Below are 22,725 nucleotides of genomic sequence, written 5' to 3' on the forward strand. Positions count from 1 at the left end.
ATTCCGAGCATCTGGTGCTCAGCGTGAAAAAGGACGGCACCCTGTTCCTTGACGAATACCAGGTGGGCCTGGACGAACTGGAAGAGCACCTCAAGCGGTTGGTATCCAAACAGAAAAAGCAGCTTTTCCTGCGCGCTGACAAGGAGGTGCCTTACGGCACGGTGGTTCAGGTCATGGGCGAGATCAAGGCCGCCGGCATCGACAGGCTGGGCATTGTTGCGGAACAGCCAAAGCTTGAAAAAAACAAGTAATTTTTTAGATACAGTGTAGCCTATGCGCCAGGAACTCGGTTTCGTCTTATCACTTTGCTTTCACGTCGCTTTGGGCGTGTTTGCGCTCTATGGCGTAAGTGGAGTGGATGTACGGGTGAACATGGATCGGCCTGTATACATGGTTGATCTTGTGTCTTTGGCTCCGCCTCCGCCCGGACCGCCGGTTCAGGTCAAGGCGCAGGCCAAGGCTCCGTCTGAAACTGCCGAAGTACCGGTGGTCGAGGCCAAACCTGAACCAGCAGTTGAAGTTGCCCCCACGCCGGTGGTTGAGGCCAAACCTGAACCTCAGGTCAAGGAAATCAGCCCTAAGAAGGTTGAAAAGAAGAGTGTGGTAAAGAAGGCGGAAGAAAAAAAACCCGAACCCAAGCCTGAGCCCAAGCCTGAACCGAAACCCAAACCCAAACCGGAGAAGACCGCCGAACAGCTTCTGGCTGAAGGCATGGCCGCAGCCAAGGCGCAGGCCAAGAAACAGGACCAGACAAAGAATAATGCTCTGGCTTCCGAACTGGCCGCAATCAAAAAGAGGGAAGGCGATCAGGTTTATGCTCATGGCGGTCAGTCTGGTGGCGAAGAGGGTGGTAAAGAAGGCGGCACAGTTGGAGGTTCCGGATCGGGGCTTTCGGAAGTGTATGCTCTTATAGTCGGCGCTGCCATTAAGAAGAACTGGCGTTATCCGGCTTTTGCCGGGGAGGCTAATTTGGTGGTTTCCATTGAAATCAAGCTGGAAGCCGATGGGAAAATTATGTCCTCGAAGGTCATTGGGTCGTCAAATAATCCTGAATTTGACAATTCAGCCCTTCGGGCAATCAAAGAAACTGAATATGTCGAAAAACCGAGATCACCGCGTGATCGCGTAATTCGTCTCAATTTCAACAGCCAGGAACTCTCTGAGTAAATTGTATGAAACGAATATTGACCCTTTTTACCTGTTGTGTCTGTGTTTGTCTCATGACTTCATTGTCTATCGCACAGGGCCCATTGACCGTGGATATTCATGGTCCGGGACAGCGCATGGTGAACATCGTCTTGTTACCCCCCAAGGGGCTCAAGGGAGCACCCTTGCCCGAGGCCGCAGCCAAGGCCTTCGAGGAATTGGTGGTCAACGACTTGAGTTACATTCCGTTCTTGAAGATCGTTCCTGTGACCAAACTTCTGGGCGGAGATCCCAGTAAAGGCGTCATGGGGGCGGATATCGATTTCAAGCCTTTCCAGCTTGCTCGGGTGGATCTGTGCATGACCACCGGGTGGAATGGACAGTATATTGAGGGCCGCGTGTTCGAAACCTATAGCGGAAGAAGAGTGGTGGGCAAATCCTATCGTGACGTTCACGCCAATCTTCCGCAGGTGGCCGATCGTTTCTGTTCTTCGTTTCTCGAAGCGCTGACTGGCAAGAAAGGGTTCTTTGATTCCCCTATCGTCTTTGTAAAACAGGATGGTAAGAGCAAGGAAATATTCACAGTGTTGCCTCAGGGCAGAGGCCTGACCCGTATCACGCAGCTCGGGGGCTTCAACTTGAGTCCGGCCTGGTCGGGCGATGGCAAGCAGATTGCTTTCACCCATATTGCAAAAAATCGGCACGAGCTCGGTATATATGACAGTGAAACAAAAAAAATAAATAGATATTACAAAGGTCTGGGGAATACCATCATCAGTCCGGTTTATGGCCCTGATGACACTCTTTATGCCGCGCTCAATATTAACGGGGCTACTAATATCTATGAATTGAGCAAGTCATACAAGGCTGGAAAGACGTTGATCAGTGGTCCATATATTGATGTCTCACCAAGTTTTGACAGGACCGGCAGCAAGATGGTTTTCACTTCGGGCCGTGCGGGGAATCCCCATATTTACCTGAAGGATATGAAAACCGGAGAGATACGACGTGTGACCACCACCGGTAAGTATAACACTCACCCGTGCATCAGTCCTGATGGCCGATTTGTGGCTTACACGCATCAAACGTCTGATGGACACCGGATTTACTTGCATGATCTGGGGACTGGTAGGGAAAAACAACTGACGTTCGGTCCGGGGAATGATGAATATCCCGCTTTTGGACCTGACGGTTACTTTGTGGCTTTTGCATCCAGTCGGTCCGGTGAATATAAGTTGTATCTAACGACAAGGCATGGTGATACACCGCGTATAATCTCCACAGGGAAAGGAGGTGCGTTTGCCCCGGCATGGGACACATCTTTGCAATGGTAAAATGTCATACAAATGGACTTGATTTTTTATTGGGAAAAGGTGCATCCTATAATGTAGGATAACCTGGTGATTCTGTAAGTAGTTGGAAATAATGGCCGGGCAACGGCTTTACCAAGGAGTGAGCATGAGAATCAAATGGTATGTCTGTATTGTGGCCCTGTTGGCCTTGTCTCTTCTGGTCTTTACCGGTTGTGCAAAGAAAACAACTTCAACTGCCCCGTCTGATGCCAAGGTTGAAGTGAACGATGATACCCAGTGGACCCCGCCCCAGCAGGATACGGCTGTTGACGAGGATGCCCTGGCTGCTGAAGCTGAGGCTCGTGCCAAGGCCGAAGCGGTGGAAGAATTGACCAGCGTTACACTTCATTTTGCTTTTAATTCGTATGAACTGAATGAAGAGTCTCGTTCCATTTTGGCTCTCAAGGCCAATATCCTGCGCAAATTTACGGACGTCAATGTGGTCATCGAAGGTCATTGTGACGAACGAGGAACCGAAGAGTACAACCTTGCTTTGGGTGAACGTCGTGCACGTGCATCTTACGAGCATCTGGTCATTCTCGGCGTTGATCCCGAGCGGATGAAGATCGTCAGTTTTGGCGAGGAATACCCGGTCGATCCTGCGCACAACGAAAGCGCCTGGGCCAAGAATCGCCGTGCTGAATTTGTTGTGAAATAACTGAAATTGTATGTAAATTGAAAAACGCCGTCCCTGTCGGGGCGGCGTTTTTTTTACATGGAGAACACTGTGTGGAAAAGGTGGATTCCGCCGAGGGCATACAGTCCGGCCACGCCGTCATCGAGCATGACGCCGAGTCCTCCCGGAAATGCCGTTTCAGCCCATTTTACGGGCCAGGGCTTGACGATGTCGAAGAAGCGGAAGAGTCCAAATGCGATTCCCAGGTACCAGATGGGCATGGCCGAAAAGAAAAGCAGGGCGAGCCATTGTCCGAAGAGTTCGTCAATGATGACACATCCGGGATCCTTTTCACCCAAGACATGTTCGGCTCGGGAACAGACCCATACTCCTATGGCGAGAATGGCTGCCAATACTGCCGCGCGTCCCCACAGCGTGAAGGGCAGAAACAACCATGGGGAGGCAACAATGGCGGCCAGGGAACCCCAGGTTCCTGGAGCTTTGGGGAAATGGCCGATGGGGCCGAGGGTTGCCAGGCCGGTGGCGAATTTGTCGAGCGGTGTATTTGAAAGCATTGGTCCAATCCGGTTTGCGATACTTTTTCTCCATGAATAATGGTATCCGGTGATACAGGCAATCCCAATCATCCGTTGCAGGGCTTTTTGTTGTCATGTTGGACATCACAGCCTTAAGGCCTTGCGGTTCTGACGTGGTTGTTCGATTGCCTGGCTGTTTACGCATGGATAAAGGGGGAGCCGTTTCAAGAAACGATTCCCCCTCCGTTTGGATACAGTTTCGGGCGTTATGAGGCTAGGCTGTGTTAGTCAGTAACGATCATAACGCTGGTGGCCTTGACCATTGCCTTGACATCGGAGCCTTCCTTAAGTCCCAGTCTTTCTACAGAATCCTTGGTGATTACCGAAACGATCTCCACGCCGGGCGCAGCTTCAACAACAACTTCGGCGTTGACCATGCCAACATTGATTTTTTTAATTTTTCCGGGGATCAGATTGCGAGCGCTTACGTTCATCGTGTTTCTCCTAATAGGGTTGGAATGTAAATCATGATGTACATATTAACATCTGTTCATGCGTCATGAAAGACTTGCTGTAATAAAATGAAATATTTATATTATCACTCGTTTGGTGGCGGGATAAGTGGAAGCATCTATGGTAATCCCGGGCATTGTCTTGTTGTCAGTTCCGGCATGGTTCAGGGGTTCAGCCTAACTCGCTGTGATTGCATCTCGAATTCAGACGGTGCATTTGTCAGGGGAGGCCTGCTCATGTCCGTGCGCTCTTTTTTAGTGAAGGCTCCCCTCACAGGGAATCAGCGATGTTGCCAGGTATAGAGCTAACGGCTTGTTACGTGGTTGCGTATAGTAGGCAGGCGTTTGAAGCTGTAATTTGTAATAATGGAGCGGGGAGAAAACCGATGCTATCTCCCGGTCATCATTTACAGTCTTTTCAATCTGTCAGTGATACTTGACTAAGGATATGGTCGCAGATATTTCCGTCGCTTGTGACCAAGTTTGTTCGGAAGGTCGGTTTTTTTACAAGAAGTCACGGAATCAATGGAAGGTAAAAACATGAGACAGGCGACGGTACAGGATCTTCCCGAGATCGTATCCATCTACAATTCGACGGTAGCGACCCGCTTGGCGACTGCTGACACAAAAGAAGTCAGTGTCGATTCGAAATTGGAATGGTTTCAAAGGCATACTCCGGATAAACGACCAATATTAGTTCATGAAACCGGAGATCGGATTGCAGCTTGGGTGAGTTTTGAATCGTTTTACGGGCGCCCTGCATACGACCATACTGCGGAAATCAGTATTTATATCGATTCGGAGTACAGGGGGCAGGGGCTTGGGAAAAAGTTGGTGCAGGAAGCGATGGACATGACCCAGGGGTTGAACATCAAAACGCTTCTTGGCTATATTTTTTCGCATAATGAACCCAGCATCAGGCTTTTCAAGTCGTTCGGGTTTGAAGAATGGGGAAGATTGAACGACATCGCGGAAATGGACGGCAAGGAATACAGCCTGTCGATTCTCGGAAAACGGATCAATTCTTAGCGTGGTTGCCCGCCATGACACTCTGTGTCGGTGCGATGGATCAGAAAATAAATCATTCTTTGACGGTTTGTACGGAGAGAACGGTCGTATCGAAGATGGAGATTCGGCGGTCGGTTTGTTCTCCCTAGAGGCTCTCCCGCACTCCTGACATCATTTCCTTGGTCGGAAGAGAAGAGGCACGCCCAGCAGAAAAAACGTTCCGATGGCATACAGGCAACGCCATAGGGAGTTGCCTTTGGCGGTGTGGCTCTCATCGGGATCTTTCGGGTGTTCGCCTGCAGGCTGCCGCTTCGGAACAGAGGTAGTTGCAAGAATTGCCCTGGCCCGATCGGCGTCACGGTCGGCCACTCTCAGTTTTACCCCTCCCACAGCATTGGCGTACATCCAGTTTGCGCTCACCATGCCAGCATCGATGATGTATGATTCAATGCCGTTCTTCTCCAGCGCATGCTGGGCGAGATGCGCTTCCCATGCGTAAAAGCTTGCGAAGACTGTTGTCAGGTTAAGCTGATTGCTCATGCGATGACACCACTCCCCATTTCAGCAGGCATTCAAGCACCCGGGCCAGGGGCAACATTGGTGTAGGAGCCGCGTACGCCGCAGACATAGTGAGCCCCGTCCCTGTAGTATGAACGGTCACGTTTATAATGGCGCATTTTGATATCCATGGTCAACATACTCCGCTTGCCCTGTCCTTCCGTATTCTGAGGATGGTCTGTGTCATCTGCTCAAGGATGGCTTCCGGATCGTTGACGTATTTCTTGTTTGCGGCTTCCAGTGATTCTTTTCTGATTGCTCCATGTGTAGCCATTTCGGCCCCGCACATGGCGACTGCCTTCATTTGATTGAGCAGAAGATCAGGGTCGGTCACGAGAAGATGCGATGCTGGAAAATGCAGTTCTCCAGCAAGTTGCCATCCCATGTTGTCAATAATTCGATGAAAAATTCTACTGATTGTAATAAATGATTCTTCTTCAGGATTGCCGGAAGTAAAAATCAGTACGACTTTTTGTTCTTTTTTATTTCTTTTCACATGGTATGTTCTGCCAATTCTAAACTCAAAATGTGCCCCTAACGTCACTCTTAACCGCTCAATCAGTTTCTTCAGGTTGCTTGACATGGAGTCAAAATAAACAGGGCTCGCAAAAACAAGAAAATCAGTTTGTTCCATCTTTGCGATAACAGACGTCATGTCATCAGTATAGTTACACACTCCTGGAGTCTCGAACATACATTTCCCGCAGCCTGAACAGGTGGCGATTTTTTGTTTGGACGGATACAGCACTTCACATTGCGCATTTGCAGACATAGCGCCTTGTAAAAAACTGCTCAGTACAATGTCGGTGAATCCCTCTTCAGATCGATGACTTCCATTAAACGAAAGGATCTTGAAAGAATTATCCATGATGATCACGCCTCCTTTGTCGATTCAATATCGCTGTAGATGGTTGGCTGCATTTTCAGCCATTGTCTGTAGATCTCTTATCACCGAGTCCTGCCTTTCCTGCGGCATTTCGTGGCATATTATTTCACTCCACAGCGTGATGATATTCCAGAATTCTTTTTCAATTGCCCGTGCCGAAGGCTGCAAAAAAACACGTTTAATCCTTCCATCGTTTTTGTCCGGCATCCTTCGTACATAACCCACATCTTCAAGCTTTTTCAACGCCCTGGCGGTGTTGGCCTTGTCCACAAAAACCCTTTTCGTCAGCTCTTCTTGGCTCAAACCATCTTCATCAAAGAGTTCAGCCAGAAAAATGTATTGCCCTGTACCGATCTTTACGGAAGGCAACTCCTGTCCTAAATAAAGACTGGACATTCTGTGGAGTAGAGCAATGAAGCGACCCGTGGTTTGTCGTCCTTGTAAATGCATGTCCAGCGTTCCTTTTTTTAAGTTGACTTCGCAACCAATGTGCCGAGATATTGTTGCGATGTCAACCAAAAATCCAAGGGAAGGGTGAGATGACGTCAAGTTTCGGAGCAAGCGCGCAAGGAAGAGGCGGCAGGTGCCTACAGAGAAGTACCAGCATCCGGCATCGAAGGCTGTTCGAACATGTTTATCGTAACTGTCTGTGGTAATGAACTCTGGCAGTCCCTTGGTGGGGACTTCATCTGATTTTTCAGCCCTGCCTTGGAACGACAACTCCCCAAGAGACTAAAACTTCTAGAACACGGGCCACAGGCAGTCCGACCACGTTGGTGTAAGAACCCCGGATGCCGGTCACCAGGAAGGTGCCGATGCCCTGGATGGCATAGGCTCCGGCCTTGTCCATGGGTTCTCCTGTTTCGATGTATCCCATGAGTTCCGCTTCAGTGGAGAGGCGCATGTCCACATCCGTGCTCACGGCTTCTGACACCGTGGAGCCGTCGGGCAGGATCAGGCAGAATCCCGTCACCACCTGATGCGTCTCGCCGGATAGGGCGGTCAGCATCTCCAGAGCGTCGAGCTTGCTCTCCGGCTTGCCCATGATGCGATGCTTGTGAACCACGATGGTGTCCGCGCCGATCACGGTCTTTTCCTTGAAACGTTGAGCCACATCCCGTGTTTTTATTTCTGCCATGCGCAGGGCGTAGTCCAGCGGGGATTCGTCCTGTTCGGGCATGGGCTCGTCCAGGATGCTCGGGTGCACTTCGAAGGCGAGTCCGAGATCGGAGAGCAGTTCCCGGCGTCTGGGAGAACCGGATGCCAGGATAATGGGACTGAGAGACTGGAAAGGGCCATGTTTTTTCATGCAGTAAATCTCTCTCATATTCATCGGGGAGTCAACGGCGGCCCACTGACGTTTTTTTGTCGTTCTGAAGTCCGTATGGTTTACAGCTTGATTTGATTTGTAACTTTTTATTGTATTTCAAGCGATTATGTTTCTGGCAGGTTTATTGCTACATATCGTGCGCGCGGAAGCGCAGGAGAGACCATGCAGAAAATAGAAAAAAGATTCACCCAGGATTTCACTTCCTTTCATCAAATGGAAGGCTCGTCATCGTCGCATGGCATGAACGACTGGGCCGTGCCTTGGTCCGATCTGATGATGGTCATGTTCGTGTTGTTTGTGGTGCTTTTCATTTATGCCAGCAGCCAGCAGGACGTGAAAGTCCTCTTCAGCCATCAGTCTGCGGAAAAGGCCCAGTCTGTAAGTTCTCTTGATCCACTTATAGGGCTGATTGGACAGATCGCCAGTCGGGCCGAACCTGGTGGTTCCAAGGATGTGGTTCGCATGGCCGAGAAGGAGGTCCTGTATCGTTCCCGTGCCAACGGCATCACCGTGGTCCGGGAGTCTCCGGGTCAGGTTCGCATCACCTTGAGAGGGGATTTGTTTTTTGATGAGCAGTCAGGCGAACTCAAGCCGGATTCCGCCCAGTATCTGGATGAGATCGCAGAAGTTGTTCGGCTGAGCCTCGGCCTTGTGCACGTTATCGGGTTTGCCGATCAAAGCGAATCCGAGGGGGCGCAGAGTTTTATCTTGTCATCCGAACGTGCGGCCAATGTGGCGGAACAACTCATTACCCGATTCAATATTGCCCCGAAGCGACTGGTAATCACCGGACGGGGAGCCTATCAGCCGGAATTGCCCGATACTTCAGAAGCCAACCAAGCCCTGAACAGGCGGGTTGAAATAGTCATTGCCAACAACAGCTGATCGATTGGAGGAAGTCTCATGAACAGAAAGAATTATATTGGTGTGGCCGTCAGTCTCATCATATTCATGTGCAGTTTTTTGCTGACCGGAGCTGCCGGTGCATACTTTAACCTAGCCGCTTTTCTGGTGGTTGTGTCCGGCCTGACCGCGGCCATGCTTATCAGTTATCCGGTCAAGCATGTGAAAAACGCCTTCAGGGTTGCCAGGAACGCCTATTCCAACGGCCAGTCAACGGCCGAGGAAATTGTCAACACGCTCCTTGATCTCTCGGTGAAGTCCAAGGTGGACGGGGTGCTTTCTTTGGAGAGGTCAGCCAACAAGGCCACGAGTTCCTTCATGAAAAACGGACTCATTCTGTTGGTGGACAATTACAAGGAAGAGGAAATCCGCGAGTGCCTGAATGCGGAAATGGCTTTCTTCAACCTGCGTCGCCAGCAGAGCGAGCGTTTTTTCCTGACTTTGGCCCGCACGGCGCCTGCCTTTGGTGTTGCCGGTTCCGTCATCGGTCTGATCGGCCTGCTCATGGGGATCAATGATACTGCCGTCATCCTCAAGAATATTCCGGTGGCCTTCATCTCCACGCTCTATGGTCTGGTGCTTTCACATCTCATTTTTTCTCCCATTGCCGAGAACATCAATTTCTCCACCAGGGCCGAATTGTTGAATCAGAAATTGGTCATGGAGGGCATTGTCGCCATCAGCAAGGAACAGAATTCCTATAAGCTGGAGCGTAAATTGGCCTCTTTCCTGACCCCCTCCGAGCGTGAGGGCAAGACCGAAACCCTGCGTAGAATCACGCGCAAGTATGTGCAGAAGAAGACGCAACCCGTGGAATTGGCCGACATGGCCCAGGGGGGCGTTATGGAAAAGGCCACTGAAGCGGCTTAGCCCGGACCAATCGATACAGCTGAAAAAGGAGCCATATGGCTCCTTTTTTTTTTATGGGTTTGTGATAGTCTCCGCCATCAGGGAGGCGCGATCCATATGGCAAAGATTTTGGCTGCTGATATCGGCGGCACCAACAGCCGATTTGCTCTGTTCGAGTCACATGATGCAGGGTTGGCGATGGTGGATTCCATCTGGCTTGAGACTCACGGGGCGGCCACATTTCCGCAATTGCTTGAGCAGTTGTGGGAGAGCGATTTCAGTGCGCATCCCGGAGGGTTCGACGCGGCCGTATTGGCTCCTGCCGGTGCCGTTATAGGAGGGAAGGTCTGCCCATACCTGCCCAACGCTCCTTGGGGTATCGATATCCGGGAGGTAAATTTCGGTACGAAAGCCGTCTGCCTTATCAATGATTTTTCAGCCCAGGCCTTTGCCTGCCGCACTTCCGCCGTGGAAAACGCTTTGGTGATCCAGGAAGGGGAGGGTGTGGACGGTGAGACCATCGGCGTGATCGGTGCCGGAACCGGACTGGGGTACTCCGCGTTGCTCAAGGTCGGGGACAACTGGACGGCTCTGCCTTCCGAGGGAGGCCACATGGCGTTTCCTTTCATCGGCAGAGATGAGGCCGAATATGCTGAATTCAACCGTATCGAGAGCGGGCGCAACTGGCCGGAAGGGGACTCTGTCGTTACCGGGCTCGGGCTTCATCTGGTGCACAAATTCCTGACCGGCGAGGATCTGACTCCAAGGGAAATATCCGCGAGGATCACTCCCGAGAGCGAAACAACGAAATGGTATGCCCGTTTTTATGGCCGGGCCTGTCGCAATTGGGCACTTGGTCTGATGTCGCTTGGTGGCTTTTTCATAGCCGGGGGGGTCGCTTCCAAAAATCCGATGTTTGTGAATGTTCCTGAATTCATGAATGAATTCCATAATTCGCATGTGTATGCCGATTTTCTTCACTCGGTACCGGTCAAACTCAATGGCAATGAGGAGAGCGGTCTGTTCGGGGCGGCATTCTATGGCGCGCAACTCCTGAATAATCTGGGAGGAGACGAATGAAGGCGGGGTTGATCAGGAAACTGCTGCTCATGTCCGTCATTGCCGTATTGATAGTTTTCTATTTCATTTTTGATTTAGGTCAGTATCTTTCTCTCGACTATCTCAAGGCCTCCCGCGAACGTTTTCAGCTTCTATACGATGATCATGCCCTCTTGATGCTGGGTGCCTATTTCATGATATATGTCGTTGTCACTGCGTTGGTCCTGCCTGCGGCAGCGGTGCTCACCCTGGCCGGGGGCGCACTGTTCGGCCTGACGGTCGGAGTCGTTGTGGTCTCTTTTGCCAGTACGGCTGGTGCCGCCCTGGCCTTTCTTGTATCCCGCTATGTCCTGCGGGATTTCGTGCAGCGGAAGTATGGAGGCAGGCTGGAACCCATCAACCGTGGCATCAGGGAGGACGGTGCGTTTTACCTCTTCACTTTGCGCTTGATCCCGGTCTTTCCGTTTTTCATCATCAATGCCGTCCTGGGCCTGACGTCCATGCGGCTTTTCACTTACGTTTGGGTCTCGCAGTTGGGTATGCTTCCGGCCACGGTGGTGTATGTGAATGCGGGCAAGGAGTTGGGGCAACTCGACTCCCTGTCGGGATTGTTGTCGCCGAGCCTGATCATTTCATTCGTTGTTCTCGGGTTGTTTCCCCTGGCGGTGAAGAAAATACTCGGGTGGTACCAGGCAAAGAGGCGCGCCAATGGCTGAATTCGATTATGACATAGGGGTCATCGGCGGGGGCGCAGCCGGGTTGACCGTGGCCTCCGGGGCAGCCCAATTGGGGGTGAAGACCGTGCTTATCGAACGTGCTTCACAGCTTGGCGGTGATTGTCTTCATACGGGATGCGTGCCCAGCAAGACGCTGATCCGGTCCGCGGCCATATATCATGAAATGCGGCAGTGCACCCGGTACGGTTTGCCGGAAGTGATCCTGCCGCCCGTGGACATGGCCAAAGTCAACCTGCGCATCAAAGAGGTCATCGACGCCATTCAGGTGCATGATTCCGAGGAGCGGTTTTGCGGACTGGGAGTCAAGATATTGTTCGGGGAGGCCCAGTTCGAGGACGACCACGTGGTCAATTGCTCGGGCACACGCATTTCCGCGAAATTCTGGGTTCTGGCCACTGGCTCCGAACCGGCATTGCCCTCGATTCCCGGATTGGTGGACGTGGATTACCTGACCAATGAAGATATGTTCAGCCTGAAAGATCTGCCGTCTTCCCTTGTCGTGCTCGGCGGAGGGCCAATCGGGTGCGAAATGGCCCAGGCCTTCAACCGTCTCGGCTCCAAGGTGCATATACTCCAGCGCAATTGCCAGCTTCTTTCTGCAGAGGATGCAGATATGGCGCAGGTAATCCAGGATGTTTTCCAAGAAGAAGGAGTGGATCTGGCTCTATGCGCCAATACCTCAATGGTGCGCAGGGTGCCTGGCGGGGTCGAAGTCGAATATGAGCGCGATGGCGAAACCCATGTGATCCAGGCGGAAAAAATACTTGTGGCCACTGGGCGCAGGCCGAGAACAAACGGTCTCAAGCTGGAAAACTGTGGGGTGGAATATGACCGGCGCGGGGTCAAGGTCGACGCCAGGCTGCGGACCAGCCAAAAACATATTTTTGCGGCCGGCGACGTGCTCGGCAGGTATCAGTTTACCCATGCTGCCGGGTATGAGGGCGGGATCGTCATTTCCAACGCGGTCTTTCGTCTGCCGCGTAAGGTTGACTACACCTGGCTGCCCTGGTGCACCTACACAGAACCCGAACTGGCCAGCGTGGGCATGAACGAAAAGCGCGCCAAGGCGGCGGGCATCGAGTGTGTGGTCTGGGAAGAGGCGTTCGGTGACAATGACCGGGCACGGGCCGAGGGTGGGGTGAACGGCAGGATAAAACTCGTTCTCGACCGAAGGGAAAAACCGCTCGGGGTACAGATTGCGGGTATCCATGCCGGTGAACTGATAGGACAATGGGTGGCTGCGTTGAACGGCAAGGTCGGGCTTTCCACCCTGGCCTCGGCCATTCAGCCATATCCCACCGTGGGCGAGATCAACAAGCGGGTGGCGGGCAAGGTTCTGTCATCCAAGTTGTTTTCGGACAGGGTCCGCAAGACGTTGAGCTTCATCTTCGATTACAAGGGCAGGGCCTGCACCCTTGATTAATTGGGCGGACACGGGTAGGTAGCCCGTCATTCGAACATCGTTGCAAGGAGATATTTCCGAATGGGTGACAAGAACAGATACCAGAAAATGTTTCCGGTTTCATGGGAGCAGCTGCATCGCGATTGCCGGGCCTTGTCCTGGCGGTTGATGGAAAAGGGGCCGTGGAAGGGCATCCTGGCTATCACCCGCGGCGGTTTGGTCCCTGCGGCTATCATAGCCCGCGAGTTGGATATTCACCTTATCGATACCATCTGCCTTTCTTCCTATGATTGGAAGAATCAAGGTGATGCCAAAATACTCAAGCAGGTGGATTCCGACGGCGATGGCTGGCTGCTCATAGACGACCTCGTGGATACGGGCAGGACCGCAAAAATCGCCCGCGACATGGTTTCCAAAGCGCATTTTGCCACGGTTTATGCAAAGCCCGAAGGCCGCCCCATGGTGGAGACATATATAACCGAAGTCAGCCAGGACACCTGGATTTTGTTCCCTTGGGATTCCGCTTCTCAGTTTGTGGAACCCATTGTCAAGATTACTGAATAGCTTGCTTTAAAATTTATTTTATATTGCAGTATGTTGTTTGTTCCATGGAGAATGGGCTCTTGCCCGAAAACGTGTGCTGAGATATGGAATTGGGATATTTAATAGCTAACGGAGAGGACCCCATGAAAAAAATGTTGAAAATGTTTGGTGTATCGGCTGTCTGCATGATGCTGATGCTGTCCCTTTTCGCTTGCGGCGAGGCCCCGCAGGAAAAAAAGGCCGAAGAGCCTGCAAAGGTTGAAGAGGCCGTTGCTCCCACTGAAGAGCCCAAGGTGATCAAGGCCGGTTTCGTTTACGTGTCTCCGGTCGGCGATGCAGGTTATTCCTATGCCCATGACCTGGGCCGTCAGGCTGTGGAAGCGCTGGACTACGCCACGACTTCCTTTGTCGAAGCCGTTCCCGAAGGCGCTGATTCCGAGCGCGTTATCCGCAACATGGCCCGCAAGGGTTTTGATATCATCTTCACCACCAGCTTCGGTTACATGGACCCGACCCTGAAGGTGGCCAAAGAATTTCCCGATGCCAAATTCATGCATTGCTCCGGTTTCAAGAAAGCGGCCAACGTGAGCAACTATTTCGGTCGCATCTATCAGGCCCGTTACCTGACCGGCCTGGTGGCCGGCGCCATGACCAAGACCAACAAGCTCGGATATGTAGCCGCTTTCCCCATTCCTGAAGTTATTCGGGGCATCAATGCCTACACCAGGGGCGTCCGCGAGATGAACCCGAATGCCGAAGTCCGCGTTGTCTGGACCAAGACATGGTATGACCCGGCGTTGGAAAAGGATGCTGCCAAGTCCCTGCTTGATGCAGGTTGCGACGTCATTGCTCAGCATCAGGATTCCCCGGCGCCGCAGGAAGCCGCACAGGAAGCTGGCGTTTACAGCGTGGGCTATAACTCCGACATGACCTCCTTCGCTCCCAAGGCGCACCTGACCTCCGCCATCTGGAATTGGGGTCCCGTGTACGTCAAGACCGTTGAACAGGTCCGTGACGGCTCCTGGCAGGGCGACCAATCCGTGTGGTGGTCCATGCAGGACGGCGTCGTGGACATCGCCCCCATGGGCCCGATGGTTCCCGAAGACGTCAAGACTCTCGTCAATGCCAAACGGGCTGAACTCGTGGCCGGCAAGGATTCCATTTTCACGGGTCCGGTCAAGAATCAGACGGGCGAAGTCATGATTGCAGAGGGCGTTGTCCCCTCCGATGGTGATCTGCTCGGAATGAATTGGTTTGTCGAAGGCGTTGTCGGCAACGTCAACTAACTTGAATACGTGCTGAAAATAAGAAAAAGAGATGAACCCTGGAAGTGGGGCGCCCTGGTTGTATTCCTGGGCGCCCTGCTCTTTTCCCTTTTAGTGAGCTCTCTGCTCCTGGCCTGGCAGGGAAAGGACGCACTCTTCGGGCTCAACGTTCTGTGGCAGGGGAGTTTCGGCAACCTGTGGGCCCTTGAAGGGGTGCTGCTCAAGTCCATTCCGCTTTTCCTCTGCTCTCTTGGGGTGGCTGTGGCCTTCCGCATGCAGATATGGAACATCGGCGCGGAGGGACAGTTTGCTCTGGGTGCCATCGGCGCCACGTGGATGGCCTTGCAGTTTCCCGATCTGCCGGGCTTTATCCTGCTGCCGATCATGTTCACCATGGCCTTCCTGCTGGGCGGAGCATGGGCGTTTATCCCCGCGTTTCTCAAGCTCAAGTTGCGCGTCAACGAGATCATCTCAACGCTGATGCTCAACTATGTGGCCATCCTGTTACTCGATTACCTGGTTTTCGGTATTTGGAAAGACCCTGCCAGCCACGGATTCCCCATGACGCCAGAATTCACTTCCGGCGCGGTTATTCCGTTCATCGGCTCCAGCCGCGTTCACTGGGGATTGTTGTTCTGTCTCGTCGTGGGGGTTGGCCTTTGGGGGTTCATGCGATTCACCCGGTTGGGCTTCGAACTGCAGGCCAGCGGCGAGGGAGCGCGCGTGGCCCGGTACGCCAAAATCCGTTATGGCAGATTGGTCATACTGGTCATGTGCATGTCAGGCGGGTTTGCCGGATGGGCCGGTTGCGTCGAAACTTCGGCCATCCTCAATCGTCTCCAGCCGAGCCTCATGGTCGGCTACGGGTATACCGCTATTGTCGTGGCCTGGTTGGCCCGCCTGGAGCCTCTCAATATCGCCTTTGCCGCCTTCCTCCTGGCCGCATTGCGTGTAGGAGTCGAGAACATGCAGCTCGAATTGCAGATTCCAGCCGCATTCGGCGTGATCATGGAGGGCATGATTCTCCTGACCGTTCTCGCCGGGCAGTTCTTCCTGACCTACAAACTGGAACGAAAGACAAGGCAGGATTAGGCGCATGTGGGAATTCCTGATACCGCTGTTCGCTGCCACGGTGCAGTCGGGAACACCGATTCTCTACGCTACGCTGGGTGAGATGATGACCGAGAAGGGCGGGGTGCTCAACCTCGGCGTGGAGGGCATCATGTCCGTGGCCGCCCTGGCCGCATTCTGGGTAAGTTATACGACAGGTTCCCCGTGGCTCGGCTTTTTGGCAGGCGGTACGGCGGGTATGGTCTTCGCCTCCCTGCACGGTTTTGTCTGCATCACCTGCCTGGGTAACCAGGTCGTGTCCGGTCTTGCCCTGACGATTCTCGGCGGCGGTCTGACCCATTATCTCGGCGTTTCCTATGTCGGGCTGTCCGCACCGGGTTTCAATCCGTTCATTTTTCCCCTGCTCTCACAGATTCCGGTGCTGGGTGAAGTGTTCTTCAAACATGACATGCTGGTCTACATCTCCTTCGTGATACCGTTCCTGTTTTGGTTTTTCTTCAAGCGGACCAGTCTTGGTTTGCATGTTGCTGCAACGGGAGAAATGCCTGCTGCCGCTGCGGCGGCAGGCCTCAAGCCGCTCTTGCTGCGCTATTTTGCCGTCCTTTCCGGTGGTTTCCTCATGGGATTGGGCGGGGCATATCTTTCCTTGGCTTACACCCATTTGTGGACCAGCGGTCTGTCCGGCGGGCGTGGTTGGATTGCCGTGGCCTTGGTCATTTTTGCCTTTTGGAGACCGGGCAGGGCCGTGGTGGGAGCATATCTCTTCGGGGGCGTCATGGCCTTTCAGCTCAGGCTCCAGGCCATCGGCACCAACCTGCCGTCTTCTCTTCTGCTCATGTTGCCCTATCTGTTGACCATCCTTGTGCTGATTTTATCCGCCTGGCGTGGGCGCCGCATCGATGCTCCGGCAGCACTCGGCACGAATATAGAGCCGGAAGGATAGGGCATGAGTGATTTGAAGTTCGTTCGTCCCATCCGGAGCAGGTCCATTCCTGAAGGCGTACAGCCCGTGGTCAGTCTGAAGGGAGTGACCAAGAGGTTCGGCAAGGTTCTTGCCAATGATTCCATCACGCTGGATGTCTATCCGGGCCGCATCAAGGCGCTGCTCGGCGAGAACGGTGCCGGTAAATCCACAATGATGTCCATGTTGGCGGGCCGCTACAAGCCGGACGAGGGCACCATAGAGGTCGATGGAAAGCCGGTCAGGTTTTCTTCCTCCAAAGATGCCATTGCTGCTGGTATCGGCATGGTCTATCAGCATTTCATGTTGGTGGACTCCATGACCGTGGCTGAGAATGTCCTTCTTGGCCAGGAAGGGAAATTTTTCATAAATCCTAAAGAGATGACAGAACGCGTAGGAACCTTGGCCGTCAAGTATGGTCTTGATATCGATCCCGGCGCACGTATATGTGATCTTTCCATGGGCGAACGGCAACTGGTCGAGATCTTGAAGCTTTTGTATCGTGAAAGCCGTATCCTGATATTCGATGAACCCACCGCGGTCCTCACCCCGGAGGAGACCGGGAATCTGTTCGAGGCGTTATGGCGCATGACCGAAGAGGGCAAGTCAATTATCTTCATCAGCCACAAGCTGGAAGAGGTCATTGCCCTGGCAGACGAAATCGCCATTTTGCGCCGGGGACGCATCGAAGGGGAGCTTGACCCTGATTCCATCGAATCCAAGTCCGATCTTGCCTCGCGCATGGTGGGCAAGGAAGTGCTGCTCGAGGTCAATCGCGAACCTGTCGAGATCGGCAATCGGGTACTTGAGGTCAGGAATCTTACCGGACTTGGGCTGACCGAGGTTGACCTGGAGGTATACCAGGGAGAAATCGTGGCTTTGGTTGGTGTGGCCGGCAACGGTCAGAAGGCTCTGGTTGAGGCTGTCACCGGACTGTCCAAGCCACCCCTGGATACGGTATTCATCATGGGCAAGCCCTGGCGTCAGTTCTTTGCGGAATCCACCTGGAACCGTTCCATGTGCTATATCCCCGAAGACCGGCTCGGCCTGGCCACGCTGCCGAATCAGAACTTGGTGGACAACCTGCTTTTGACCACGCGCAAGGGATTTGCCAAGGGGATGTGGCTCAACAAGAAGCAGGCGGCCAGGGATACGGTGAAACTCATTGAGAAATTCGACATCAGACCGGGCCGTATCCACGCGCTTGCCTGGCAACTTTCCGGCGGCAACCTGCAAAAGGCCGTTCTGGCTCGTGAATTATTCCGTGAACCCAAGCTCATTGTTGCGGAGCAACCCACGCAGGGGCTGGATGTTTCGGCCACGGAAGAGGTCTGGAACCGGTTGCTTCAGGCGCGTTCCATGGCGGGCGTCCTGCTGGTTACCGGTGACCTGAATGAAGCTCTGCAACTGGCTGATCGGATTGCGGTAATTTATCGCGGGCAGATCCTGGACATCCTTTCCACTGCCGATAGGGGGGCTGTCAGGAAGATCGGTCCTCTCATGGCCGGTATTATTGATTAATCTGCATTCAAGACTTGTATTTCCCGGTCATTTGAACCGGATAACCAATCACAGTTTTAGAGGGGATTTGATATGAAGTTCAACAAGTTTAATTTTCTTTTGGCATTCGTCCTGATACTGGCGATGGGCGCATTCACCGCCGTTCATGCCGGAACCACCCTGGAAAAGATCAAGACTGCTGGCGTCATCACCGTAGGCAACAGCCCCGACTATCCGCCTTTCGAGTCCATTGGCGACGGTGGTGAGCGCGTCGGCTTCGATATCGATCTCCTGAACGCCATTGCCAAAAAAATGGGCGTGAAAATCCAGTGGGTGACCATGGACTTCGCCGCCATCGTTACTGCCGTGCAGAGCGGCCAGGTGGACATGGGCATATCCGGTTTCAGCATTACTCCCGAACGTGCCGAACAGGTGAGTTTTTCTTCGCCCTATATCGCCAGTGGTCAGGTCATCGTCGTGCGCAATGACTCCGATATCAAATCGGTTGAAAATCTGAACGGCAAGAAAATCGCAGTTCAGCTTGGCACCACCGGAGAGCAGGAGGCCGACAAGGTCGAAGGCGCTGAAGTGGTCAAGCCGGAAAGCTACAACATCGCTTTCATGATGCTGAGAAACAAGGCTGCCGATGCGGTCATCGCGGACATCTCCGTTGCCGACGAGTTCGTCAAGGACGGCACATTCAAGCGCGCCGGAGCCCCGTTGTCCTTTGAGGAATTCGCCATGATCTCCCGCAAGGGGAATGATGCCCTGCTGGACGCTTTGAATAAGGCGTTAGAGGAACTGAAGCAGGATGATACCTATGCCGCCATCGTCAAGAAGTGGAATCTGTAGTTGATTGAAATTGGGCAGGGAGACCGTTCTCCCTGCCCCTTCGAGGAGTAGGCTATGGATTTCTCACTGATCTTCAAACACTATGACATGTTTCTGGACGGAACCCTGGTTACGCTGCAGGTCACCGTGGGCGCCTTGGTCATGGGCCTTGTCCTGGGGATACTGGCCGGGACAGGGCGTATAAGTCGACGTCTGCAGATACGCGTACTCGCCGACATCTATATTCAGGTTATTCGGGGCACCCCGATGCTGTTGCAGATCATTTTTTTCTATCTTGGCTTTCCGCAACTCTACATGTTGGCAACCGGCGAGGGCTTTACTCCCGATCCGTTGCTTACGGGTATCATTGCGCTCGGCATCAACAGCGGGGCGTACAATGCCGAGATCATCCGCGCGGGCATCCAGTCCATCGACAAGGGGCAGATGGAAGCCTCGCGCAGTTCGGGACTGTCCCATATCCAGGCCATGGTGTACGTGATCCTGCCCCAGGCCCTCAAACGCATGATCCCGCCGCTTGGCAACGAGCTTGTCGTTCTCCTCAAGGATTCGTCGCTTATCTCCACCATCGGCGTGGGCGAACTCATGTTCACCGCCAAGGTGCTTGGCGCGAGGTACTATACCTATGTGCCCTTCCTGGTGGGGGTGGGCTGCATATACCTGACCCTGACCTTTGGATTCTCTCGTTTCTTCAATGCCCTGGAACGCAAATTGGCTTCCGGCAGCGGGACCCGCGAGGAAAACGGAGCGGTCCCGGACCTGGGATAAGCAGTTCGTACTCGAATGAAAAGCCCCTTCACGTTGATCGTGAAGGGGCTTTTCCCATGTCGGAGTTATTGTTCCTTGATGAATTGGATTTCCTGCTTTTTGAGCATGATTTCCTTGCCTTCTTCATCCTGGAAAACATAGGTGTCCGCTTCGACATTGTACTGCGGATTCTCGGTGGATATGTAGGTTTCACCTGTATGGGTGGTGATTTTATATTTAGCTCCCATACAGGCAGCCAATATGAAGGGGAGGGCCGCGGCGGTGAGTATCAGGAAAAATCTATTCATTCAACGTCTCCAATGCTGGATTGCAAGAGTTATATAAACTTACCTGTCAAAGACGGCAGTAATCAACCCTTTATTTGCTGTGAGCGACATGAATAATCTAGTCGAACAAGATTCCGGCCCTGTTAAGGAGCGCTTCGAGTTCCTCGGCGTTCAGGTTGAGACGCCGGGAAATCTGTTCGATTTCGGAGGCTGCGTCAAATAGGGGATAGTCGCTGCCGAAAAGAATACGTTCAGGCGAGAACGCCTTGAACAGCCTGGAGAGCATGGCGTCGTCCACAAAGTCCATGACACTGGAACAGTCGACGTAAACATCGGTTCCGGCCAGATGCTCAATTGCATATTCCCAATGCTTGTATCCGCCCATGTGGGCCGCAATCATGGGAGGCCCGGGAAAGGCCTTGCGCAGGGCGGCCATTTTCTTCGGGCAGGACGGGTTTTCGTCGGGCGGCAAGGTGTCACCGACGTGAAACATGCAGACAAATCGGTCCTTGACCAATTCCATTACAGCATAGAGCTTTTGATCATCCATGCGGTATCCTTGAAAATCAGGGTGGAATTTAAGCCCTTTGATACCGTTTGCTTCCAGTCGGTCCAGTTCCTCGGCGTTACGGTCGAAATCAGGGTGCAGGGTGCCGAATGGGATGAACCGCTGATTGCTTTCCTTGAGTTCGATGGCCCAATTGTTGGCGGGTATGACCTGATCCGGCGAGGTCGCTGCTGTCAGGACCACGGCCTTTTCCAGGCCCGCCTTGTCCAGGCGCGCCACGAGATCGTCCGCCTTTCCGGTGCCTACGGGAGTTATTCCGTAGTGGTCTTCCAGCTGAACAAGAACCTTATGGGCTATCTTGGGATTGAATGCATGGGCGTGTATATCGATTCGCATGAGCGGATTCTATCCAGAGGGATGATGGGATGTAAACAGATGTTTGAATAAAAAAAGAAAAAAATATGGATTGAATTCCGAGGTGTTAATTGAATAGTTCTTTGAGCCAGTCAGGGATGGGAACAGGTTTGCCGTTGTGGTTGACACAGGCGTGACTGGTCGTGCCTGTGGCGTGCAGGATGGTTTTATCGTCATTCCAGATTTCATAGACGAATTCGATGGAGGCCCGGCCCCATTTGGCGATGCCGGTTCGCACGAAAATGTGGTCGTCGTAACGGGCCGGCGTTCGGTAGCGGCATTGGGCTTCGCGGACGGGCAACATGATGCCGCGCTCTTCGGCCTCACGGTAGCTCAATCCGCTTTCCCGGATGAACTGGCTGCGAGAACGTTCGAAAAGATGAAGGTATTCTGCATGATAAAGCACACGCATGGCATCGGTCTCGCCGTACGAAATATAATGCGAATACCATGTGTCGTATTCGGGAAAATCAGATTTGACGGCCATTACTTCATACCGAACCGATCAATGGCATGGGAAAGCAGTTCATAGCCTTTATCGAGCCTCAGGCCGGTGCTGTCTGCGGTCTTTTCACTGAAACCGTTCACACCCGAAGGCGCACATCCGGGGCCGTTGAGGATGAACGGCACGGCGTCCATGGTGTGGGTCTTTTCCACGATGGGTGTGAAATGGTCGCAAGTGATGATCCAGGCGACCTCCTCGTCCTTGAGGGCTTTTCGCAGGGGGGCGACCACCCGGGCGTCGAACCGGCTGATGGCCTCCACCTTGTCCCTGGCGTTGCCGCCGTGGCCGCATTCGTCGGGGCCTTCCAGATGGATGAAGGCAAAGTCGTTGTTTTCGAGGAACTTCAGGGCAGCGTCCACCTTGCCCTGATAATTCGTGTCGAGGAGGCCGGTTGCTCCTTCCACGTCAATAACGTCCATGCCCGAGGCAAAACCGAGTCCCTTGATCAGATCCACTGCGGAGATGACGGCACCGCGCATGCCGAATGTCTCTTTGAAGTTCGGCAGATTGAGTGGACGGCCCTGACCCCAAGGCCAGATGGAATTGGCTCTCGACGTGTTGAGTTGGCGATCCTCCAGCAGTTCCTTGGCTTCAAATACGAGATCCCATAAAAGAGGACTCTTCGAATAGGTGCGCAGATCGAGTTTGATGGGCTTGTCCGTGATGTCGTGGGGCGGATTGATGTGCAATCCGGCGTCGTCGGTGAGCGCACCTTCCTTTTGCACCAGAAGGTGGCGATACTGAATACCCGGATAGAAGGTGTATATGTCGTTGCCGAGTTTGTTCTGCAACGCCTGAACCAAGGGTTTGGACACCTCGGTGGAGATATGGCCGGACGAATAGTCACGCATGTACCCGTCGATGGTCAGCTTGGAGACCGTGACCAGATTGAGCCGCCAGACAAGGTCGTCAGGCCCGAGCTCAAGCCCTTGGGCGGCCGCTTCGATGGGGCCGCGTCCGGTATGGTAGATGGCCGGGTCAAAGCCCAGAAGCGACATGTTGGCCACGTCCGAACCCGGCGCCATGCCCTCGGGCACGGTCTGCGCCCGGCCCACAACGCCGGTCTTGGCGAGTTCGTCCATGTTCGGTGTTATAGCGGCCTCCATTGTGGTCTTGCCGCCCAGTTCGTCCAGGGGCCAGCCACCCATACCGTCCGCAATAAGGTAGAGAAGTTTCATATA

The 22,725-nt window shown here is 53.3% G+C and carries 27 protein-coding genes; 17 read left to right on the forward strand and 10 right to left on the reverse strand.

What is annotated here, in order from left to right; all coding sequences use genetic code 11:
• From DWB63_RS03640 to pal, 4 genes are all read left to right on the forward strand, one after another.
• Positions 1-251: biopolymer transporter ExbD (locus DWB63_RS03640; RefSeq protein ID WP_164879780.1), on the forward strand; the 251-nt coding region annotated here is incomplete at its 5' end.
• 22 nt (positions 252-273) lie between these two features.
• The gene (locus DWB63_RS03645; RefSeq protein ID WP_128327457.1) at positions 274-1,167 is read left to right on the forward strand and encodes a TonB family protein; all 894 of its coding nucleotides are present in this window, start codon (positions 274-276) and stop codon (positions 1,165-1,167) included.
• A 53-nt stretch (positions 1,168-1,220) separates the two neighbouring features.
• Positions 1,221-2,480: a protein tolB gene (locus DWB63_RS03650; protein WP_347231959.1), complete on the forward strand. Its 1,260-nt coding sequence runs from the start codon at positions 1,221-1,223 to the stop codon at positions 2,478-2,480.
• Positions 2,481-2,604: 124 nt separating this feature from the next.
• Positions 2,605-3,156 carry a peptidoglycan-associated lipoprotein Pal gene (pal, locus tag DWB63_RS03655; protein ID WP_128327459.1) on the forward strand — a complete coding sequence of 184 codons (552 nt, stop codon included), beginning with the start codon at positions 2,605-2,607 and terminating at the stop codon, positions 3,154-3,156.
• A gap of 53 nt (positions 3,157-3,209) precedes the next feature.
• Here pal and DWB63_RS03660 read toward each other — a convergent pair whose 3' ends face one another.
• A complete protein-coding gene (locus DWB63_RS03660; RefSeq protein ID WP_128327460.1) occupies positions 3,210-3,689 on the reverse strand; it encodes a phosphatidylglycerophosphatase A in 480 nt (159 codons plus the stop codon).
• Between the two features lie 245 nt (positions 3,690-3,934).
• Positions 3,935-4,144: a TOBE domain-containing protein gene (locus DWB63_RS03665; protein ID WP_128327461.1), complete on the reverse strand. Its 210-nt coding sequence runs from the start codon at positions 4,142-4,144 to the stop codon at positions 3,935-3,937.
• A gap of 543 nt (positions 4,145-4,687) precedes the next feature.
• Between DWB63_RS03665 and DWB63_RS03670 the strand changes: the two genes are divergently transcribed.
• Complete coding sequence (locus tag DWB63_RS03670) at positions 4,688-5,191, forward strand: GNAT family N-acetyltransferase (RefSeq protein ID WP_241648604.1); 504 nt, start codon at positions 4,688-4,690, stop codon at positions 5,189-5,191.
• Positions 5,192-5,341: 150 nt separating this feature from the next.
• Here the strand turns inward: DWB63_RS03670 and DWB63_RS03675 are convergent, their stop codons facing one another.
• The 4 genes from DWB63_RS03675 to DWB63_RS03690 all read right to left on the reverse strand — a co-directional run bounded on the left by DWB63_RS03675 (position 5,342) and on the right by DWB63_RS03690 (position 7,923).
• Positions 5,342-5,710, reverse strand: a complete 369-nt coding sequence (locus tag DWB63_RS03675; RefSeq protein WP_128327462.1) for a DUF2007 domain-containing protein — start codon at positions 5,708-5,710, stop codon at positions 5,342-5,344.
• Between the two features lie 151 nt (positions 5,711-5,861).
• Positions 5,862-6,596 carry a flavodoxin family protein gene (locus DWB63_RS03680; protein ID WP_128327463.1) on the reverse strand — a complete coding sequence of 245 codons (735 nt, stop codon included), beginning with the start codon at positions 6,594-6,596 and terminating at the stop codon, positions 5,862-5,864.
• Between the two features lie 24 nt (positions 6,597-6,620).
• Positions 6,621-7,334 carry a MarR family winged helix-turn-helix transcriptional regulator gene (locus tag DWB63_RS17420; protein ID WP_206613130.1) on the reverse strand — a complete coding sequence of 238 codons (714 nt, stop codon included), beginning with the start codon at positions 7,332-7,334 and terminating at the stop codon, positions 6,621-6,623.
• The gene (locus DWB63_RS03690) at positions 7,312-7,923 is read right to left on the reverse strand and encodes a Maf family protein (RefSeq protein ID WP_128327465.1); all 612 of its coding nucleotides are present in this window, start codon (positions 7,921-7,923) and stop codon (positions 7,312-7,314) included. The genes DWB63_RS17420 and DWB63_RS03690 overlap by 23 nt, the downstream gene beginning before the upstream one ends.
• Before the next feature lie 183 nt (positions 7,924-8,106).
• Here DWB63_RS03690 and DWB63_RS03695 point away from each other — a divergent pair, with 183 nt between their 5' ends.
• The 12 genes from DWB63_RS03695 (at position 8,107) to DWB63_RS03750 (ending at position 19,851) form a co-directional block, all read left to right on the forward strand.
• Entirely contained in the window at positions 8,107-8,829 is a 723-nt protein-coding gene (locus tag DWB63_RS03695; protein ID WP_128327466.1) for an OmpA family protein, read from the forward strand.
• A gap of 18 nt (positions 8,830-8,847) precedes the next feature.
• Positions 8,848-9,717, forward strand: coding sequence for a MotA/TolQ/ExbB proton channel family protein (locus tag DWB63_RS03700; protein ID WP_128327467.1), 870 nt, complete (start codon positions 8,848-8,850; stop codon positions 9,715-9,717).
• Between the two features lie 96 nt (positions 9,718-9,813).
• Positions 9,814-10,776: a glucokinase gene (locus DWB63_RS03705; RefSeq protein WP_128327468.1), complete on the forward strand. Its 963-nt coding sequence runs from the start codon at positions 9,814-9,816 to the stop codon at positions 10,774-10,776.
• The gene (locus DWB63_RS03710; RefSeq protein WP_128327469.1) at positions 10,773-11,471 is read left to right on the forward strand and encodes a TVP38/TMEM64 family protein; all 699 of its coding nucleotides are present in this window, start codon (positions 10,773-10,775) and stop codon (positions 11,469-11,471) included. Before DWB63_RS03705 ends, DWB63_RS03710 begins: the two co-directional genes overlap by 4 nt.
• Positions 11,464-12,915, forward strand: coding sequence for an FAD-dependent oxidoreductase (locus DWB63_RS03715; RefSeq protein ID WP_128327470.1), 1,452 nt, complete (start codon positions 11,464-11,466; stop codon positions 12,913-12,915). The genes DWB63_RS03710 and DWB63_RS03715 overlap by 8 nt, the downstream gene beginning before the upstream one ends.
• A gap of 60 nt (positions 12,916-12,975) precedes the next feature.
• The gene (gpt, locus tag DWB63_RS03720; protein ID WP_128327471.1) at positions 12,976-13,458 is read left to right on the forward strand and encodes a xanthine phosphoribosyltransferase; all 483 of its coding nucleotides are present in this window, start codon (positions 12,976-12,978) and stop codon (positions 13,456-13,458) included.
• Positions 13,459-13,622: 164 nt separating this feature from the next.
• The gene (locus DWB63_RS03725; RefSeq protein WP_241648605.1) at positions 13,623-14,723 is read left to right on the forward strand and encodes a BMP family ABC transporter substrate-binding protein; all 1,101 of its coding nucleotides are present in this window, start codon (positions 13,623-13,625) and stop codon (positions 14,721-14,723) included.
• 9 nt (positions 14,724-14,732) lie between these two features.
• The gene (locus DWB63_RS03730) at positions 14,733-15,794 is read left to right on the forward strand and encodes an ABC transporter permease (RefSeq protein ID WP_128327473.1); all 1,062 of its coding nucleotides are present in this window, start codon (positions 14,733-14,735) and stop codon (positions 15,792-15,794) included.
• 4 nt (positions 15,795-15,798) lie between these two features.
• A complete protein-coding gene (locus tag DWB63_RS03735) occupies positions 15,799-16,716 on the forward strand; it encodes an ABC transporter permease (protein ID WP_128327474.1) in 918 nt (305 codons plus the stop codon).
• 3 nt (positions 16,717-16,719) lie between these two features.
• On the forward strand, positions 16,720-18,255 hold the full coding sequence (locus DWB63_RS03740) for an ABC transporter ATP-binding protein (protein WP_128327475.1): 1,536 nt from the start codon (positions 16,720-16,722) through the stop codon (positions 18,253-18,255).
• A gap of 72 nt (positions 18,256-18,327) precedes the next feature.
• On the forward strand, positions 18,328-19,086 hold the full coding sequence (locus DWB63_RS03745) for a basic amino acid ABC transporter substrate-binding protein (protein ID WP_128327476.1): 759 nt from the start codon (positions 18,328-18,330) through the stop codon (positions 19,084-19,086).
• A 54-nt stretch (positions 19,087-19,140) separates the two neighbouring features.
• Positions 19,141-19,851, forward strand: a complete 711-nt coding sequence (locus DWB63_RS03750) for an amino acid ABC transporter permease (protein ID WP_128327477.1) — start codon at positions 19,141-19,143, stop codon at positions 19,849-19,851.
• Between the two features lie 65 nt (positions 19,852-19,916).
• On the opposite strand, the gene DWB63_RS03755 is transcribed toward DWB63_RS03750, so the two are convergent.
• The 4 genes from DWB63_RS03755 to DWB63_RS03770 all read right to left on the reverse strand — a co-directional run bounded on the left by DWB63_RS03755 (position 19,917) and on the right by DWB63_RS03770 (position 22,722).
• Positions 19,917-20,138, reverse strand: coding sequence for a YgdI/YgdR family lipoprotein (locus tag DWB63_RS03755; protein ID WP_128327478.1), 222 nt, complete (start codon positions 20,136-20,138; stop codon positions 19,917-19,919).
• Between the two features lie 97 nt (positions 20,139-20,235).
• Positions 20,236-21,021 (reverse strand): amidohydrolase family protein, encoded by a 786-nt coding sequence (locus tag DWB63_RS03760; RefSeq protein WP_128327479.1) that lies wholly within the window; start codon positions 21,019-21,021, stop codon positions 20,236-20,238.
• Between the two features lie 85 nt (positions 21,022-21,106).
• A complete protein-coding gene (locus DWB63_RS03765) occupies positions 21,107-21,526 on the reverse strand; it encodes a thioesterase family protein (RefSeq protein WP_128327480.1) in 420 nt (139 codons plus the stop codon).
• Positions 21,526-22,722 carry a cofactor-independent phosphoglycerate mutase gene (locus tag DWB63_RS03770; RefSeq protein ID WP_128327481.1) on the reverse strand — a complete coding sequence of 399 codons (1,197 nt, stop codon included), beginning with the start codon at positions 22,720-22,722 and terminating at the stop codon, positions 21,526-21,528. Before DWB63_RS03770 ends, DWB63_RS03765 begins: the two co-directional genes overlap by 1 nt.
• Positions 22,723-22,725: the final 3 nt, after the last annotated feature.

The organism is Pseudodesulfovibrio sp. S3, from assembly GCF_004025585.1.
Classification (GTDB): Bacteria; Desulfobacterota; Desulfovibrionia; order Desulfovibrionales; family Desulfovibrionaceae; genus Pseudodesulfovibrio.